The organism is Arthrobacter sp. JUb119 (genome assembly GCF_024807995.1).
Classification (GTDB): Bacteria; Actinomycetota; Actinomycetes; order Actinomycetales; family Micrococcaceae; genus Glutamicibacter.
The window spans coordinates 265434-282831 of the sequence record NZ_JANUFE010000003.1 but is presented as its reverse complement, the minus strand read 5'-3'; the positions used below and the strand labels follow the sequence as shown (position 1 = coordinate 282831).

Annotated in this window: 13 protein-coding genes; 10 read left to right on the top strand and 3 right to left on the bottom strand. The window is 64.4% G+C overall.

Translation table 11 applies throughout. The annotated features are described in order from the left end of the window. Positions 1-82 precede the first annotated feature (82 nt). The 4 genes from M2368_RS10280 (at position 83) to M2368_RS10265 (ending at position 5630) form a co-directional block, all read left to right on the top strand. Positions 83-1588: a xanthine dehydrogenase small subunit gene (locus M2368_RS10280; protein WP_105656199.1), complete on the top strand. Its 1506-nt coding sequence runs from the start codon at positions 83-85 to the stop codon at positions 1586-1588. Further along, entirely contained in the window at positions 1585-3918 is a 2334-nt protein-coding gene (gene xdhB, locus M2368_RS10275) for a xanthine dehydrogenase molybdopterin binding subunit (RefSeq protein ID WP_332488566.1), read from the top strand. The genes M2368_RS10280 and xdhB overlap by 4 nt, the downstream gene beginning before the upstream one ends. 2 nt (positions 3919-3920) lie before the next feature. Continuing rightward, positions 3921-4739 carry a xanthine dehydrogenase accessory protein XdhC gene (xdhC, locus tag M2368_RS10270; RefSeq protein ID WP_133834105.1) on the top strand — a complete coding sequence of 273 codons (819 nt, stop codon included), beginning with the start codon at positions 3921-3923 and terminating at the stop codon, positions 4737-4739. A 126-nt stretch (positions 4740-4865) separates the two neighbouring features. Beyond that, complete coding sequence (locus M2368_RS10265) at positions 4866-5630, top strand: hypothetical protein (protein WP_105656202.1); 765 nt, start codon at positions 4866-4868, stop codon at positions 5628-5630. A 114-nt stretch (positions 5631-5744) separates the two neighbouring features. Here the strand turns inward: M2368_RS10265 and mmuM are convergent, their stop codons facing one another. Beyond that, positions 5745-6692 carry a homocysteine S-methyltransferase gene (gene mmuM / locus M2368_RS10260; RefSeq protein WP_426733455.1) on the bottom strand — a complete coding sequence of 316 codons (948 nt, stop codon included), beginning with the start codon at positions 6690-6692 and terminating at the stop codon, positions 5745-5747. A 130-nt stretch (positions 6693-6822) separates the two neighbouring features. On the opposite strand from mmuM, the gene M2368_RS10255 reads away from it, so the two are divergent. After that, a complete protein-coding gene (locus M2368_RS10255) occupies positions 6823-8271 on the top strand; it encodes an amino acid permease (protein WP_105656203.1) in 1449 nt (482 codons plus the stop codon). Positions 8272-8293: 22 nt separating this feature from the next. Here M2368_RS10255 and M2368_RS10250 read toward each other — a convergent pair whose 3' ends face one another. Together M2368_RS10250 and M2368_RS10245 are read right to left on the bottom strand one after the other, a co-directional pair. Further along, the gene (locus M2368_RS10250) at positions 8294-12748 is read right to left on the bottom strand and encodes a type VII secretion EssC family protein (RefSeq protein ID WP_498724416.1); all 4455 of its coding nucleotides are present in this window, start codon (positions 12746-12748) and stop codon (positions 8294-8296) included. After that, positions 12745-13791, bottom strand: a complete 1047-nt coding sequence (locus M2368_RS10245) for an RDD family protein (RefSeq protein ID WP_498724415.1) — start codon at positions 13789-13791, stop codon at positions 12745-12747. Before M2368_RS10245 ends, M2368_RS10250 begins: the two co-directional genes overlap by 4 nt. 145 nt (positions 13792-13936) lie before the next feature. Between M2368_RS10245 and M2368_RS10240 the strand changes: the two genes are divergently transcribed. The 5 genes from M2368_RS10240 to M2368_RS10220 all read left to right on the top strand — a co-directional run bounded on the left by M2368_RS10240 (position 13937) and on the right by M2368_RS10220 (position 17375). Beyond that, entirely contained in the window at positions 13937-14224 is a 288-nt protein-coding gene (locus tag M2368_RS10240) for a WXG100 family type VII secretion target (RefSeq protein ID WP_066141890.1), read from the top strand. 133 nt (positions 14225-14357) lie between these two features. Beyond that, positions 14358-14681, top strand: a complete 324-nt coding sequence (locus M2368_RS10235; RefSeq protein ID WP_105656206.1) for a hypothetical protein — start codon at positions 14358-14360, stop codon at positions 14679-14681. 18 nt (positions 14682-14699) lie between these two features. Next, positions 14700-16085 carry a hypothetical protein gene (locus M2368_RS10230; RefSeq protein ID WP_332503038.1) on the top strand — a complete coding sequence of 462 codons (1386 nt, stop codon included), beginning with the start codon at positions 14700-14702 and terminating at the stop codon, positions 16083-16085. 64 nt (positions 16086-16149) lie between these two features. Continuing rightward, complete coding sequence (locus M2368_RS10225; protein ID WP_426733463.1) at positions 16150-16776, top strand: hypothetical protein; 627 nt, start codon at positions 16150-16152, stop codon at positions 16774-16776. Then, positions 16773-17375 carry a hypothetical protein gene (locus M2368_RS10220; protein ID WP_498724414.1) on the top strand — a complete coding sequence of 201 codons (603 nt, stop codon included), beginning with the start codon at positions 16773-16775 and terminating at the stop codon, positions 17373-17375. The genes M2368_RS10225 and M2368_RS10220 overlap by 4 nt, the downstream gene beginning before the upstream one ends. Positions 17376-17398 lie beyond the last annotated feature (23 nt).

The following is a 17398-nucleotide window of genomic DNA, read 5'->3' as shown; positions in this document are numbered from 1 at the left end:
CGGCAGGGCGCCAGATCCCACCCATCATCCAATTCATTCATGGTGCGTCCGGCGATACCCGGGCGCAGGAGGTGTCAACGGCATGAGCGCCGAGGCAACGCAAGAGACAAAATGCCTGGTTACGGTCAACGGAAAGGTCCGGGAATTCGACGGGCCGCCGCATACCAACGCGCTGGATTTCCTGCGCGGGCAGCAATTGATCGGATGCAAGGAAGGCTGTGCCGAGGGCGAGTGCGGCGCCTGCTCGATCCTGGTGGCCCGCAGCGATGGGGAAGGCAGCAGGTGGACGGCGGTCAACGCCTGCCTGCTGCCGGCCGCGGCGCTCGACGGCCAGGAGATCATCACCTCCGAAGGGCTGGGCAGCGTCGCGGCGCTGCATCCGGTGCAGGAAGAGATGGCCAACCGCGGCGGATCCCAGTGCGGCTATTGCACCCCCGGATTCGTCTGCTCCATGGCCGCCGAATACTACCGCCCCGAGCGGACCGCCAATCCCGCAGTCAGCGCGGAGGATAGCGGCGCGCACGAGTGCGGACCCAATGAATTCGACCTGCACGCGCTGTCGGGCAATCTCTGCCGCTGCACCGGATACCGCCCGATCCGCGACGCCGCCTACGCCCTGGGCGAGCCCGAGCCGGATGACCCGCTGACTGCCCGGGCACAGCGCGCCGCACCGGCCCCGGCAGCCACGGATATCCAGCGCGCCGATACCCCTACCGGGGACCTGGGCCGTTTCCGCCGGGCCAGCGACCTGGATCAGGCACTGCAGATCCTGGCCGCCGAACCGCAGACCGTACTGGTGTCCGGTGCCACCGACTGGGGCGTGGAGGTCAACATCAAAGGCGCCCGCGCCCGCTCGGTGCTGGCCATCGACCGGCTGCCCGAACTGCGCCAGATCCACTGGAACGAGCGGTACCTTGAACTGGGCTCGGGCTGCACCCTGAGCGAGCTGGAACGCAAGCTCGCCGGGCAGGTTCCGCTGCTCTCCCAGCTCTTCGGGCAGTTCGCGTCAAGGCTGATCCGCAATAGCGCAACCATCGGCGGGAACCTGGGGACCGGCTCGCCCATTGGCGACACCCCGCCGGCGCTGCTGGCGCTGGAGGCCGAGCTGGTGCTTTCCAGCATCCACGGCAACCGGGTGGTGGCGCTTTCGGACTACTTCACCGGCTACCGGCAGACCGTGCGCGAGCCGGGGGAGATGATCACCGCGATCCGCATCCCGTTGCCGCTGGCGCCGCTGACCAGCTTCCAGAAGATTTCCAAGCGGCGCTTCGATGACATCTCCTCGGTAGCCATCGGCTATGCGCTCACGGTGTCGGACGGCATGATCACCACGGCGCGGATCGGGCTGGGCGGCGTGGCCGCGACCCCGCTGCGCGCCGTGGCCACCGAAGCCGAGCTGGAAGGCCAGCCGTGGAACCTGGAAACTATCCGGGCCGCGGCACGCACCATGGGCACCGAAGGAACCCCGATGGATGACCACCGGGCCAGCGCCAACTACCGCAAGGCCATGCTGGCCTCCTCGCTTGAACGGTTCTATGCCCAGCAGCTTGAACGCCGCTTGGAAGCAGGACAGGAGCAGAACTCATGAGCCAGCTATCCCAACGCCCCGACGCACCGGTAGTCGGCCAGCGCCACCGCCACGAATCGGCGGCCGCGCACGTCACCGGCACCGCGCTGTATACCGACGACCTGGCTGCGCGTCTGGCCGGGGTCCTGCACGCCTACCCGGTGCAGTCCACCTGCGCCCATGGAAAAATCCTGGGCCTGGATGCCAGTGCGGCGCAGCAGGTACCCGGGGTGGTCCGGGTCATCACCGCGAAAGACATTCCCGGGGTCAATGACCAGGGCGCCAAGCACGACGAGCCGCTGCTCCCGGTGGAAGAAGTCATGTTCTTCGGCCAGCCGGTGGCGTGGGTCCTGGGCGAAGACCTGGAAGCTGCCAAAGCCGGGGCCAGGGCGGTGCGCGTGGAGTACGAACCGCTGGATTCGCTGATCACCATCAAGGACGCGATCGCGGCCAACAGCTTCCACGGCATCCAGCCCGAGATCTCCAAGGGCGATCCGGAGGCCGCCTTCGCGCAGGCGGCCCACGTTTTCGAGGGCGATTTCGAGTTCGCCGGCCAGGAGCACTTCTATCTGGAAACCCAGAACTCGCTGGCGATGGTGGATGAGAGCGGGCAGATCATGATCCACTGCTCCACCCAGCATCCCACCGAAACCCAGGACATCGTCTCGCATGTGCTGGGCATCGGCGCCCACGAGGTCACCGTGCAGGTATTGCGCATGGGAGGCGGCTTCGGCGGCAAGGAAATGCAGCCCCATGGCTATGCCGCGGTGGCGGCCCTCGGCGCGGTGCTCACCGGACGGCCGGTGCGGGTGCGGCTGGACCGCACCCTGGACATGACCATGACCGGTAAGCGCCACGGATTCCATGCCACCTGGAAAATCGGCTTCGACGATCAGGGCAAGATCCTGGCCCTGCAGGCCGAGCTGACCGCTGACGGAGGGTGGAGCCTGGATCTGTCCGAACCGGTGCTGACCCGCGCGATGTGCCATATCGACAATTCCTATTGGATCCCGAATATCAGGGTCAACGGGCGCATCGCCAAATGCCATAAGACCTCGCAGACCGCGTTCCGCGGCTTCGGCGGTCCGCAGGGCATGCTGGTCATGGAAGACATCCTGGGCCGGGTGGCCCCGCAACTGGGATTGGACGCCCGGGAACTGCGCCGCCGCAATTTCTACACCCAGGGACAGGACACCCCGTACTACCAGCCGGTCCGGCATCCCGAGCGCTTGGAGGCTGCTTGGACCCAGCTGCTCGGCTCGGCAGGTATCGCCGCACGCGAGGAGCAGATCGCAGAATTCAATGCCGGGCACGAGCACGCCAAAAGGGCGCTGGCGATGACGCCGGTGAAATTCGGCATCTCCTTCAACCTCACCGCCTTCAACCAGGGCGGCGCGTTGGTGCTGGTCTACAAGGACGGTTCGGTGCTGGTCAACCACGGCGGCACCGAAATGGGACAGGGCCTGCATACCAAGATGCTGCAGGTGGCCGCCACCGCCTTGGGCGTGCCGCTATCCAAGGTGCGCATTGCTCCCACGCGCACCGACAAGGTGCCCAATACCTCGGCCACCGCAGCCAGTTCGGGCAGCGACCTGAACGGCGGCGCGGTCAAGGATGCGTGCGAGCAGATCCGCGGCCGGCTCGCGCAGGTGGCCGCCGGACAATTGGGGGTTCCGGCGCAAGATCTGCGCTTCAGCCGCGGCAGGGTCACCGCGCTGGGCAAGAGCGAATCGCTGGGTTGGGAAGAAGTGGTCAACGCCGCGTACTTCCAGCGGGTCCAGCTTTCGGCCGCCGGCTTCTACCGGACCGAAGGGCTGCATTGGGACCTCTCGCAGATGACGGGCAGCCCGTTCAAGTACTTCTCCTACGGGGTGGCGGCCAGCGAGGTGGAAGTCAGCGGCTTTGACGGCTCCTATGTGCTGCGCCGCGTGGATATCGTCCATGATGTGGGCGATTCTCTCTCGCCGCTGGTGGATCTGGGGCAGATCGAGGGAGGGTTCGTGCAGGGGGCTGGCTGGCTGACCCTGGAGGATTTGCGCTGGGACACCTCCGATGGCCCGAGCCGCGGACGGGTGGCCACCCAAGCCGCGAGCACCTACAAGATCCCGAGCTTCTCCGAGATGCCCGACGTCTTCAACGTCAGCTTGCTGGACAAGGCGCATGAGGAAGGCGCGGTCTACGGTTCCAAGGCCGTGGGAGAACCGCCGCTGATGCTCGCCTTCTCGGTGCGCGAGGCACTGCGTCAGGCCATTGCCTCCTTCGGCCGCTCCGGGCGTTCGGTGCCGCTGGCGTCCCCGGCGACTCCGGAAGCGGTGTTCTGGGCGATCGAAGCGGCACGGGAGGAGCGGTAGCCATGCTGTCGTGGATTGAAGCTGTCACCGCGCTGCGCAATGAGCGGCGTCCCGCGGTGCTGGCCACCATCACCGCGGTGCGCGGGCATGCCCCGCGCGAGGCCGGCGCGAAAATGGTGATTGCCAGCCAGGAGATCTTCGGAACCATCGGCGGGGGCAACCTGGAGATGGCTGCCATGGAACGGGCCCGGCAGATGATCAGCGCGAGCGGGAACCAGCCGCAGAGCATCACCATGAAGCTCAGCGACAAGGCCCCGGCCAAGTACGGCAGGCAATGCTGCGGTGGCGAGATCACGGTGCTGCTCGAGCCCTTGCCGGTTCCTGCCACGGTGGCGATTTTCGGGGTGGGAAATGTGGGCATGGAATTGGCCCGCATTCTCTCCCGCCATGACCTGGAGCTGCATCTGATTGATTCGCGCCCGGAATTCCTGGCGGACCTGCCGGCCCTTGAACCGAGCGTGGCGCGGATCCATTCGGCGGTGGCGGTGCTCGGGGAGCAGGTGCTCAGCTGCCTGCCTGGGGGAACGCACGTGCTGATCATGACGCACGATCATGCCGAGGATTTCCATCTGTGCGATGCCGCGTTGCGCCACCCGGGCTTGGGATCGATCGGATTGATCGGGTCGAGTGCCAAGTGGGCCCGCTTCCAGAAGAATCTGCGTGCCAGCGGCTTCAGCGACGAGCAGATCGCGGTGATCCAGTGCCCCATTGGAATCGAGCAGGTGCGGGGAAAGCAGCCGGCGGTGATTGCCGTGTCCGTGGCCGCCGATTTGCTGGCGAGGATCACGTCCGGGGCAAAGCAGCCGGTGCGCAGCGCCTAGGTGCGGGGCCGGCGGGCGATTATGAGAATTGTCTAACGTGGGGAACAAGTAGCAATGCTGGGGAGTTTAAACAGGGGAGAGCGGTGCTTCGTGCACCGCGCCCGCAACGTCTAGGAGGCCAATTCCATGTCCATGTTCGACAAGCTGCTGCGCAAGGGCAAGCAAATGGCCGGCGAGTACGTCCGGGAACAGCTCAACCAGCGCGGCTCCAATAGCAACCAGCGTGGCTCCAATAACCAGCAACGCGGCTACCAGCAGAATCCCGGCGGCTACCAGCAGCAGCCGCAGCACCAGAACTACGGCGAGCGCGGCTACGGCAACCAGCCGGCCTCGGCACCGTCGCGCGAGGACCAGGCCGCGATCGAGAAGTACCGCTACATGCTCCGTACCGCTCCGCCGCAGGATATGGAACGCGCCCACGCCGAGGCTTTCGCCCGGCTGACCCCGCAGCAACGCGAACTGCTGCATCATGAACTCTCCGAGCAGTTGCCGCCAGCAGAACGCCCGATGAGCCAGGACCCAAGGGACCTGGCCCGTTCGGCAACCCGCGCGGAGATGTCGCGTCCCGGGTTCATGGACAAGATCTTGGGTTCCGGCGGCAAGGGACGGGGTATGGGCATGGCTGCCGGCGCGGCCGGCGGCTTGGGTGTCGGCCTGCTCGGCGGCGTGGCAGGTGCGTTCATCGGTACCGCCATTGCCGGACCGCTGCTTGATGGTTTCGCCGGTATCGGCGAAGAGTTCGGTTCCATGGCCGAGGGCCTGGGCGATACCGTATCCGGTGCCGGGGAACAGCTCTCTGCGGCCGGTGAAGGCTTGGGCGGCCAGGCCGAAGGCATGTTCGGGGACTTCCTCGGCGGCGCCGGTGGGGACTTCGGCGACTTCGAGTTCTAAGGTAACTGGTCCCAGGCCGGCAGCAACTGCGTGTTGCTGCCGGCTTTTTCGCGCACTGTCCAGGCCTGCGGACAAGCCGCTGGCTCAGCGGAAGCCGAAGTGCCGGGACGGGCCTTAGCCGAGCTGGATGGCTTCGCGGACCCGGGTGATCTGTCCCGGGGTGACCTGGCAGCAACCGCCAATCAGGCGAGCGCCCGCGGCCACGAGTTCAGGAACCGCTCCGGGCAAATCATTGCCCTCAGTTCCTGGGACCCACACACGAGCTTCGTGGTCCCAAATTTCACCGCTATTCGGGTAGGCCAACAGCGGCAAGCCGGTTTCTTCTCCCAGGATCTGCAACGCGGCCACCGCTTGGGGTACCGGGCAGCAGTTCACGCCGACTGCGTCCCACACACCGGATTCCTGAACGATTCCGGCCACGACTCGAAGATCGGTGCCATCGCCCAGAACCACTCGGCCTTGATCATCGGCGCGCACCGCAAGGCTGAGCAACGCCGGCAGTTGCAGCTCCCGAGCCAATACGGTCAATGCTTCTGCTTCTGCCAGGCTTGGCACGGTTTCAAAGATGACCAGATCGGCACCGGCATCAGCCAGGATTTCCAAGCGCTTGCGGTGCCAGTTAGCCAGCTCGGAGGCCGTCTTGCGATAGGCGCCGTCGTATTCGGTCCCGGCGCCCGGTCCGGCACCGTAGGGCCCCACCGAGGCGGCCACCCAGCGTGCTGTGTCCGTGCGCCCAGCGCTGGAGGCTTCTCGCGCCAGGCGCACGCTGGTGCGCAGCATTTGTTCCATCTGCTGCTCGGAGCCCACCTGAGCCAGGCCGTCATAGCTGACCTGGTAGGAGCAAGTCGTGGCAACTTGGGCACCGGCAGCGAAAAAGTCCTGGTGCGCCGCGCGGACCTCTTCGGGGCGGTCCATGAGGATCTGCGCTGACCACAGGTGCCCGGTCACGTCATTGCCGCGATCGGCCAGATGGGTGCCGAGACCGCCGTCGAGGATGATTGGCGGGCTGCCTTCGGCGCGCAATGCGTCACGGAAATTGCTGGGGTGGTTTGGGGTATGCACGTCATCGAGGGTACACGGCGAGTGCTTGGATGACCGACCTTGACGCCGTGTGACCACAGATGACATGCCCGTCCGGGACTGCCGTCCAAGCTCGATATCCTGCAAGCGCATTCATTCCACAAGGAGCCCCATGACCGAGAGCATCGTCAGCACCAACGAGACTGCACCAGCCGATTCCGGACTGCTAAGAACCATGACCTCGCGTCATCTGGTGATGATCGCTTTGGGCGGGGTGATCGGCTCGGGCCTGTTCGTTTCCTCCGGATACACCATTGCCCAAGCCGGGCCGCTGGGCGCGGTGCTGGCCTATGCAGTCGGAGCCTTGGTGGCCTACATGGTGATGAGCGGGCTGGGAGAGCTATCGGCGCGGCATCCGGTGGCAGGAGGATTCCATGCACACGCCACCCGTGATCTTGGACCAGCGTGGGGTTTTGCTACGGCGTGGCTCTACTGGCTGTGCTGGGCGGTAGCCCTGGCCAGCGAATTCACCGCAGCCGGGCTGCTGATGCAACGTTGGTTCCCCTCGATTTCCGTCTGGGTCTTCTCACTGGTTTTCGCTGCTTTGCTGTTTGCGCTGAATGCGACTTCATCGCGGGTCTTCGGCGAAACCGAATTCTGGTTTGCGCTGATCAAGGTGGCGGCGGTGCTGCTGGTGATTGTCGTTGGCGCCGCCACGATCATCGGCATCAACCCGGCCAGTGACGCCGGCGTGATTGGCCTGTCCAACTTCAGCACCGAAGGGGGACTGTTCCCTGCGGGGATTACCGGAGTACTGGTCACCGTCCTCTCGGTGTTCTACGCATTCAGCGGTACCGAGCTGATCGGCGTAGCGGCCGGCGAGGCGAAGAACCCGCAGCTGAGCATTCCGCGGGCCATCCGCACCGCCGTGGTTCGCTTGGCGGTGTTCTTCATCGGTGCCATCGTGGTCGTAGCCGCAATTATCCCGTTTGCCGAGGCGGGCGCGAATGAGAGTCCGTTCGTCACGGTCCTGGATGTCGCCGGCCTGCCAGCCGGTGCGGACATCATGAACTTCGTGATCATCACCGCCCTGCTCTCGGCAGGCAACTCCGGACTGTACTCATGCGCTCGCATGCTGCATTCCATGGGAGCCGCAGGCCAGGCGCCCAAAGCCCTGTCCAAGACCAACAGCAGGGGCATTCCGATGCTGGCCCTGAGCCTGTCGATCCTCGGCGGACTGGTATCGCTGTTCTCCAGCTTCATCGCGGCGCAGTCGCTCTTCATGGCTTTGGTATCCATTGCCGGGTTTGCGGTAGTAGCGGTGTGGATCGTGATCTGTGCATCGCATCTGTCGTTCCGCCGGCACTACGTAGCCCTGCATGGATCCACCGATTCCCTGCCCTATCGGGCACCATTGTTCCCGATTCTGCCGATCATCGCCTTGGTGCTGCTTGGCGCTTCGCTGGTGGGCGTGGCTTTTGATCCAGTGCAGCGTCCAGCACTGTACTTCGGTGTTCCGTTCACCCTTGCCTGCTTGGCCTATTACCGCTGGCGCCATGGCGCTGGGGTGTTCAGCCCGCAGCGTGAAGCCGAAAGTGCGGGATCGTTCGCGGGAAACTGAACCGGCGCAGAGTCCTGCGGCCCTACTGTTCCACGAGTGGAAGGTGGACCAGGGTGCGTTGCCCGTTTTGCACCATGAATCCGCGGCCCGGCGGGAATTCGTGGCGCTTGACGCGCGGGAAGGGCACCTTGAACAGCGAGTCCCCGTCGTAGGCGTCGGGCTTGAGCGCGATGCCGTGGCGGTTGGACTTCAGTTCGCCGAGCAGTCCGAAGCTGGAGGAGAACGCGTTGATGTCTCCGTCGGCGATCAGGAAGTGGTCGGAGCGGTTGATGGCCTTGAGCAGTTCCTTGAGCGGGCGCTCGGCATCCGAATCGGCGAACTCGGTGAAGTTCTCCACAACGAACACGATCTTGCCCGGCATGGAATCGTCGGCGACCAGATCCAGCATGTCCTTGGCGAACTGCCGGGTCTGAGCCGGGCCCGAGGCCGCGCCGTTCCAAGTCCGCCAGCCGCGCAGCTCGGCGCGCCGGCCGCCAATGTGGAAGAACTGGGTGGCCGGGTTGGCGCGTTCCAGCGCGGTGACCATGGCGCGCATGGTGTTGGTCTTCCCGCTTTGCGGCGGCCCGGCGATGACGAAGGTGCCGATGGGCTCGAAGCCGCAGGGTGCGAGGGTGGCATCCGACAGGCCGATGGCCGGCTGCCCGTTGACCGTGTCGGGCAGCGCCGCCGCGGAGAATTCCTGCGGCAGCGACTCGACTCCGGCCGCCTGCGGGGCACCGGAAGCTGCCAGCTCTTGGGCCCAGCTGGTAGTCAGCGCGGTCTGCTCGGCCACGTTCGCGGTGCCGCCCAGCACGGCGATCTGCGCCTCGTGGCCCTTGATGATGGCGCGACCCGGGGCACTGCGTTCGCCCAGCACATCCTTGGCCACGCCCAGCACGTTGTAGGCCTGCTCGTCGGCCATGCGCAGCACCACGCGCTGGGTGATGTTCGCGCTGATCGCGGTGGGCACCGCGCCGAAGCGGTCGGCGGTGGTGACCACGTGCACGCCCAGCGGGCGGCCTTCGCCCACGATGCGCATGAACACCTGGTAGTACTCGCCGCGGCCGTGGCCCAGCTCCCAGTCGCTGCGGAACTGGCCGAAGCCGTCGATCAGCAAGAAGATGCGCGGCTCGGACAAGTCCCCGGTGACCTGGCGGTATTCGCTCAGAGAGGCGGCGTTTGCGGCCGCGTACCGGGCCGAGCGCTCATCGAGGTGCTCGGCCAGGATGCGGAAGACGCGCTGGATGCGCTCCACGTCATCGCCGCCGATCACCGCGCCGACATGCGGCAGCGGATCGAGCGACCGCAGCGAGCTGGTGCCGAATTCCAGTGCGTACACCGCTGCGGTGCCGGCCGAAGGGTTGGCTCCCGCGGCGATCGCGATGCTGCGCAGGGCCGCCGATTTGCCCGCGCCGGAGGTGCCGTAGACCAGCAGGTGGCCGTCGGTATCGGGTTCGAACCAAGCAGTTTCCTGGGCCTGGTGCTCGGGGATGTCGGCCAGGGCCAGCGGGATCCGGCAGTCCGAATCCGGGGCGAGCTCGCGCAAGTCCACAGTGGCCGAGAGGTCATCGAGCCAGGGCCGGCGGGGTGCCGGGATCCCGGCCCCGTTGGATGCGGCGATGAAGCTGGAGACCAGGCGCTTCTGGTCGTTCGGGCCGCTGTTCTCCTCGATCTCCTCGGACCCCGCATCAGGCTGCTCCCAGACGCGCGCGCCGCCGAAGCGCAGGTCCTCAACCCGCACTTCGGCCGCTTCGGGCTCATCGGTGGTCCAGCCTCCGGCGTAGCCGGACTGGAAGGGCACCAGCCGGCCCGGGCCGGTCTTGGCGATGCCGCGGCCGGGCAGCGACGGATCGAAGCCGGCGGCGATGGGGTCCTCCACCACGTCATTGGAGTCGGCGGCGTCGGCCATGCGCAGGGCCACGCGCAGGTTGGTATTGGCGCGCAGGTTGTCCTTGATCACCCCGGCCGGGCGCTGGGTGGCCAGGATCAGGTGGATTCCCAATGAACGGCCGCGCTGGGCGATGTCCACTACGCCGTCCACGAATTCCGGGACCTCCCCGGCCAGGGCGGCGAACTCGTCGACCACCAGGACCAGGGCCGGAGGGGTCTCCGGGTCCTGGCGCTTTTCCAGCTCCAGCAGGTCCTTGGCCTTCTTGCGGTGGAAGAGCTTCTCGCGGTGGTGCAGCTCGGCACGCAGGCTGGTCAGCGCGCGGCGGACCAGGTGCGGGGAGAGGTCGGTGACCAGCCCGACGCAGTGCGGCAGCTCCACGCAGTCGGCGAAGGCCGAGCCGCCCTTGTAGTCCACGAAGAGGAAGGTGACCCGGTCGGGGCTGTACTCGGCGGCCATCGCCAGCACCCAGGCCTGCAGGAATTCGGACTTGCCCGAGCCGGTGGTGCCGCCTACCAGGGCGTGCGGGCCCTGGGTGCGCAGATCCAGGCTCATCGCATCCGGGGTGCTCTGGCCGATGTAGGCGCGCAGGGTTCCGGCGCGCTTGAGCCGCGGCCGGGGCCCGGTGGCGGCGCGGTCGATCACCGAGTTGTTCTGCTTCCAGCGCTCGAGCACCGCGTCCGGTGCTTCGGCCAGATCAGTGCCCAGGATGCGCAGCAGCGACACCGAGTCCGGGATATCCGAAGAGTCCGGGACCAGCGAGCTGGAGTCAACGATCGGAGCCAGCCGACGGGCGAAGTGCTCTGCATGCTCGCGCGAGACTCCTTCCACGGTCACCTGGCGGGCTTCTTCGCCGGCGCGCACCCAGCCCACGCGGGCATCCTCCAGGCCCCGGGTGACATCCACGAAGGTGCGGCAGGCCGCGGGCAGGGACTGGACGGTGGGGGCCACGAAGATCGTGTAGATGCCCACGGCCGGTCCGCGCTCGATGATCTGCGAGAGCCGGGCGCGGTCCACCGGGGCGTCATTGCTGACGAACAGCACCAGCGAGAGGTCCTTGGCTACCGGCAGGCTGGTGTTCTGCTCGCCGGCTTCCTTGCCCAGCTCCATGGAGGAGTTGCGGGTGGACAGCGGGCCCAGCCGGTAGGAGGCCGGGTCGTTGCGCCGGGCGATGAGCTCTTCCAGGGCGTTGAGCAGCGCGGTGCCCGAGGTCTGGGTATCGGCCAGCGCCAGCTGGGCCAGCGGGGAGCGCGGCCCGGTGGTGTGCGGCAGCCACTTGAACCATTCCAGGTCCCCAGTCCAGGCCGGGTCGATGATCGCGGCGGTGCACAGGTCGTTGGGGGCGTGCAGGCCGAAAAGCTGCACGGCCAGCGAGCGCAGGACATCGGCGGACTGCAACCGGGGCCCGGCAATGCCGATGGCGCCGGCAGAGGGCAGCAGCTCGATGATCGGCACATCGTCGATCATCCGGTATTGCTCGGTGAGCTCTTCGACCCGTTCGACGTATTCCTGCAGTCCTGCCCGGTCCGCCAGCGGGGCCACGGTGGTGCGGCTGCGGGCGGTTCCCGAGCCCAGCCGCAGGGAGAGGAAGTTCCAGTGCTCCGGGCGCCGGGTCCAGAGCAGCTGGCCCAGGGACTCGGCCTGCTCGAAGACCGTTGCGGTGGCTGGGGCTTCGCTGCGCCGGTGGGAGCGTTCGGCTTCCTCCCCGGCCAGCAGGCCATCTTCCAGCACTTCGAATTGCCGTTCGAAGGTCTCGATTTCCAGGCGCAGCTTGTTGTTGTTCTGGGTGCGCTGGCCGATCAGGTTGCCCAGCATCATCAGCGGCGAGACCAGCACCACGATCAGCGACAGCGCTCGCTGGGTCAGCGAGAAAATGGTCAGGCCCATGATCAGCGGTGCGAAGATCATCGGCCAGGGGAAGAGCTTGGGGCTGGCTTCCTGCGGGATCGCCGGGCGAGGCAGTTCCTCGCCGGGGTAGCGGATCTCCACCCGCGGCGAGCGGTTGAAGAGGATCGAGCCGCCCTTCTCGTAAACCGGGGACTGCCCGGTGGTGTTCGCCTGCAGCAGCTCGAAGTAGACATCCGTGGCGCCCAGGGTGATCAGCTGGCCGGGGATCACCGAGACGCGCTGGGCCAGCCCGCCATCCACCAGGATGCCATTGGCGGAGTTCAGGTCCACCAGCTCGATCTTGCTGCCCACCTCGATGCGCGCATGCCGGGTGGAGACCATGCGGTCGTTGAGCACCACGGTGGCCTTCTCCGAGCGCCCCACATAGGAGGTGCCGGCGGGCAGCGCGAAGGCCATGCCGGCATCCGGGCCGTTGGCCACGCGCAGCACCGCGGCCGCCGAGCCGCCCGAGACGAAGGCGTCGGTAGTCGGCACGACTTCGATGGCGAAGCCCGAACCCAGTTCCGCTTCGGCCAGCGGGGTGTGCGGATCGAGCTGCACCGGGGCGGTGCCGGTGGCCGTGGCCAGCAGCGTGGGATGCTCGGGAACCTGCTCCCCGGCCAGGGCGCGGGCGGCATCTCCCACGGTGGCGGTCGCATCGCAGGTCAGGATGACGTCCACGGTGCTGGTGTCCGGTCGCCTGAGCGTGGCCTTGATTTTCACTTGGCGGTCTCCTGGAAGGTAATGCGGAAGGTGCGGCTGCCGACTTGGACGACGTCACCGTCATTCAGATGCAGGCGGACATGGGGCGGTGCATTGTGCGGGGCGCGGGAGGCGACGATGACCTGGGTGCCATTGCTGGATCCCAGGTCCATGATCCAGGCATTCGCCCCGTCGCAGCCGAAGGCCAGGTGCGTTTTGGACATCAGACGTTCCGGGTCCTTCAGCGCGACCAGCAGTTCATTGCCGGTGCCCGCGGTGGCCTGGGGCGCACGCCCGATCAGCCCGGATTCGGGAACCGGGATGTAGGACCCGTCGTCGAAGGCGAAGGCCGCGCGGCGGACGATTCCCAGCCCTTGCTCCGAAGGCGAATGCCAGTCGCTGTTTTGCGCTCCGACAATGCCAGCGGTGGACCGGGCACGCGAAGGCACGGCGGCCTCTTCGCGCCCGGCGTCATCTTCGATCGTGCCCAGCGGCGGCAGATGCTCGGAAATGTCCCGGTCCGGGCGCGAGAGCAGGTATTCGGCACGGGCCAGCGCCCGCGGGTTGGTGGGGTCCAGTCCATTGCGGATATCGACCACATAGGTCTGGGCAATCTTGTCCAGCCAGCCGCGGCGGTGCTCCTTGTCGAACAGGCAGGAGACCAGTAGCAGGACGGGGCCGATGAGCGGGATGAGATGGCTGAGCAGGAAGGCGAAAGACGCGGCCATAACGCGGGGGATACCCGGTGCGGCGAAGCGGCCCAGTCCGGTGGCGCGCAGTCGCATCGCGGACTTGCCGGGCGAAGAGCCCTTGCGGCTGTTCATCGTGAGCAAGACAATCAGGTAGACCAGCAATAGCAGGACGCTGACCGCGGACAGGACCAGCGGAACGGTGGAGTACTGCCCAGTCACCCGGAAAATCACGTAGCCGATGCCGGCGGGCAGCAATGCAGCCAGCGAAATAGCGTAGTCGATAAGGTAGGACCAAATGCGCAGGCGTGCTTCGGCCGGCCGCATTCCGAGGGTGGAGGATTTGGCGAGGGCTGCTGCTGAAACGACGTCCATGGGACCTTTCTACTTCAGTTCAATGCCGGCCTGCCACGGGGAGTTCTCCCCATTGAACGGAGGCCATCTGCCACATTATTCTAGACTGTGAACGAACTAGAGTGGCCCGGCAAGCGGGCCAGTCGACGAGTTGAGGAGCATTGTTGTGACTGATTTCAAGGCCAATTACGGCGAAATGGAAGCCATGGCATCGAAGCTTGATACCGGGCGCGAAGACCTGGATGGCGTTCTTGAGCAGCTGCAGTCCGGCGTGGACAAGCTGCTGGGCGAAGACTTCACCACCGAGCACGCTTCGGGCCAGTTCGGCGAAGGCTACAAGGACCTGAACGATGGCTTGAAGAAGGCTTTCGACGGCATTAATGACATGGCCATCGCCCTGCGCGACATGATGGAGCAGATCCAGGACACCGACCGTTCCATGGCTGGCAAGTAGGACCGTTTTTTACGGGGTAATGTGGCCGCCTTGGGAAATTACGGGCGGCCACATTTTTCTTGCACCGCCTGATCCTTGAATGCCGAATTGTTCTGCAGCGTCGTCGCTGGATACCTGAGGAGTCGTTTGCACTATGGCCGATGAAATCTATTTGGCGCGCCTGGAAGAAATTGTCACGGAGTTAGGCAATAGTATTAAGGATTTCGAGAATGCGTCTGACTTTGCCAAGGGCATGGCCGGCTCAGTGGGAGACCCGATGGGCAAAGGCGATCTGAAAGACCGAGTCAAGGACTTCGAAGACAACTGGAACGATACCCGAGATGACCTCCTCAAGAATCTTGAAGGAGTGCATACCGGCTTGAAGGACATCAAGGATGGATTCGAAGAGTGGGATCTGGAAACGAAGAAGGCCTTCTTGAATTCACGTGCTTCCGATGCCCCCAAAGAAGCTAAGTAAACTGAGAGAGTTGACGACATGACCTTGGAATCGCCAAAGGGTACAACCCTGCAGCTCATCGACGGAAATCCTGATGACCTGCTCCGGAGCGCCAAGGACTTGATCACCTCGGGCGAGGAGATGGAACGCTCTGCGGCCAGGCTGGAAGACATCAGTAACGGGACGTCGGATCTGAAGTCTGAAGCTATCGCCAAGCTGCGTGAGAACGCTGGAGACGTATTTCCCGAGTTGCGCAAGGCGGCCATCCGATACGACGGCACAGGCCAGGCCCTGAAGAAATATTCCTATGCTTTGGACCGGGTCCAAGGCGCGCTCCAAATGTGCACCGCTGAGGGCGGAGTGGATTCGTACACGAGCTTGAACGCGCTGATCACGGACATCGAGGATGCGCACCAGAGCGTGCAAACCAAGAGAAGCCAAGAAGACACCGCCGAAGGCGCGGTAGATGATGCCGACGGATTCCTCGGCTTCAGCGAAGGGACCGACAAGGAAAAAGCGGAAGCCAAAAGCGACCTGACAGAAGCAACCGCTGCGCGCGAAGAAGCCGAAGAAGAACTGCGTGAGCTGTGGGGCAAATTCGACGGTCGCGTATCCTATTGGGAAGATGCCTACGATGAGGCAGTCGGCGAAATCGAGGATGCCTTCAAAGCCGCGGACAACGATGACAAGTTCCTCTCCACCCTGGGTTCGGTTCTAGGCTGGATTGCCTTGGGCGTGGGTATTGCGGCCTTGTTCATCACTTCGCCGGTGTGGGGACCGATCGCATCAGCAATTGCGGTGATCGCTGCCGTTGCCGTGGTGGCAATCGAGGTCATCAAGATGGTCCAAGGCGATGGCGACTGGACCAGTTTGCTGATAGCGGTAGTCGGAATTATCCCCTTCGGCCGTTTTGCTGGAAAAGCCTTCTCCGGCTTAAGCAAGGCATTTCCCTCGGGGATCAAGGCAGGATCCAAAGCGGGACCTCGGAACATCATCAAGGCCTTTAGCAAAACGCGTTCCAGCACGGGGCGCGGCATTGTCAGGTCTTCCATCAAGTCGGGCACCAAGCGCCCACCGAAAACTACGATCCGTGGAAACCGTTCGACCAAAGCCAAGATCCGGCGAAATAACCGCAAGATCGAGCAAAAGTACCAGCAGACCGTTTCCGGCAAGACCAACAAGTATTTGGATGGCTTCAACAAGGAATTCAAAGGCGACTGGAAGACATACGTTAAGTACATCTCGGAGGGAAGCGCAACAAAGCATCGCGAAATGGCTGCCTACATACTGAAGAACCCTGACGACATGGGTCCTCAGGCCAGAGCCTGGGCGGAAAAGATTGCGAAGCACGGGAACTGGGAAGACCGGGGCAACGTCATAGTAACCGCGCCTCCTAGCCTCTGGGACCTGACTCGCGAGAAGTAGCTTCGGCGCGGAGCAATCCGTAAAGTGAACATCCGAGCCACACATTGAATTTGCGGGAGAAACGATGAGCGCAACACCACCAGCGTCGAAGGCGCGTCCCCGAGGCATCGGATACAGCTTGCTGTATCCGGCAGGTTGGCGCGAATTCAACACCAGTGTTGAGCACGAGCAGGCTTTGACGAAACTGGTGACGGCAGAGCCCAAGGCACTTGGACGCGCAGACCTGGTATTGATGCTTCGACGGCAAATGCACCAGACGTTCGAGTACTTGAGGCGCCGCGGATCACTTGGCTTCGCAATGCCGGTAGAGAAACTTGCCGTGGGGGCAATGCCGGTTTCCGTGATCATGACCCCACTCAAGGTGGGATCCTCCGGCACTTTGCTGGAAGCTGCGCGAAAGGCCGCAGGCGGCAACCAGATCGAAATCGAAGACGCCGACGGAGCAGACTGGTACCTCTGGTCTTCCGTGGAGCAAGCTGCCGAAGCTCCCGAGCTCAAGAACAATGGCCTGAACATGGTTGTTCCTCGTCCGTTGCCGGATGGAAGCATCGATCCGGATCCAAGAGCCGGATTGTGGTTGCTTTATTCCTACGCGCACGTTGAGTCGGAGAATGGTGAGGCATTCGCCGAAGGATTAAAGTCGTTGGGCTTGTCGATACTGGGAACTTTCAAGTGGGTGCCAATTCAGTGACAACATACGAGATTGAACCGGATCTGGAATTTTGGATTCCGGTACCTCGCTCATTTCCTGAAGATAGTTGGGATACGGCAGAGCAATGGGCACAGGACCTTGCGGAATTGGCCATCCCGGAAGATCTTGAGCTGCGGAAGGTCTATGAGCAGCTTGCTTTGGACGTGGCGAACAACCAAATAGCCGAAGCCGAGCATACACTTTGGTATTCGCCTGAAGATGGACACGCACTGGGCACTGCCCATTTGATAGTTCTGGATGACGACCCTGCCTTGAGTTTGGAGGAACTGGCCCAGCCGGACTACGAATCGGCGGCACCGGTCCAGATGAGCGAATACCACTCGGAGTCACTTGGCCAGATCATCCAATTGTCTTCCGTGATCGCGCTGGATGGGCAGCGTGAAGGAAACGGATCAGCAGTGCTGCCGGCCATCGGGCATGTCAGGACCGTAGCGCGGGGACATGGACTGTTCTTCCTGCTCGAGGCGTTCGATTCCGACCTCTCGACTTTGAATTTCATGATGGACCCGATGATCGATCTTTTCGATGCGGTGTTCTTCGACAACGTTGACCATGAAAGCGAATTAGGCAGCATATGAAGACCTCTAGATCCAGATTGCCC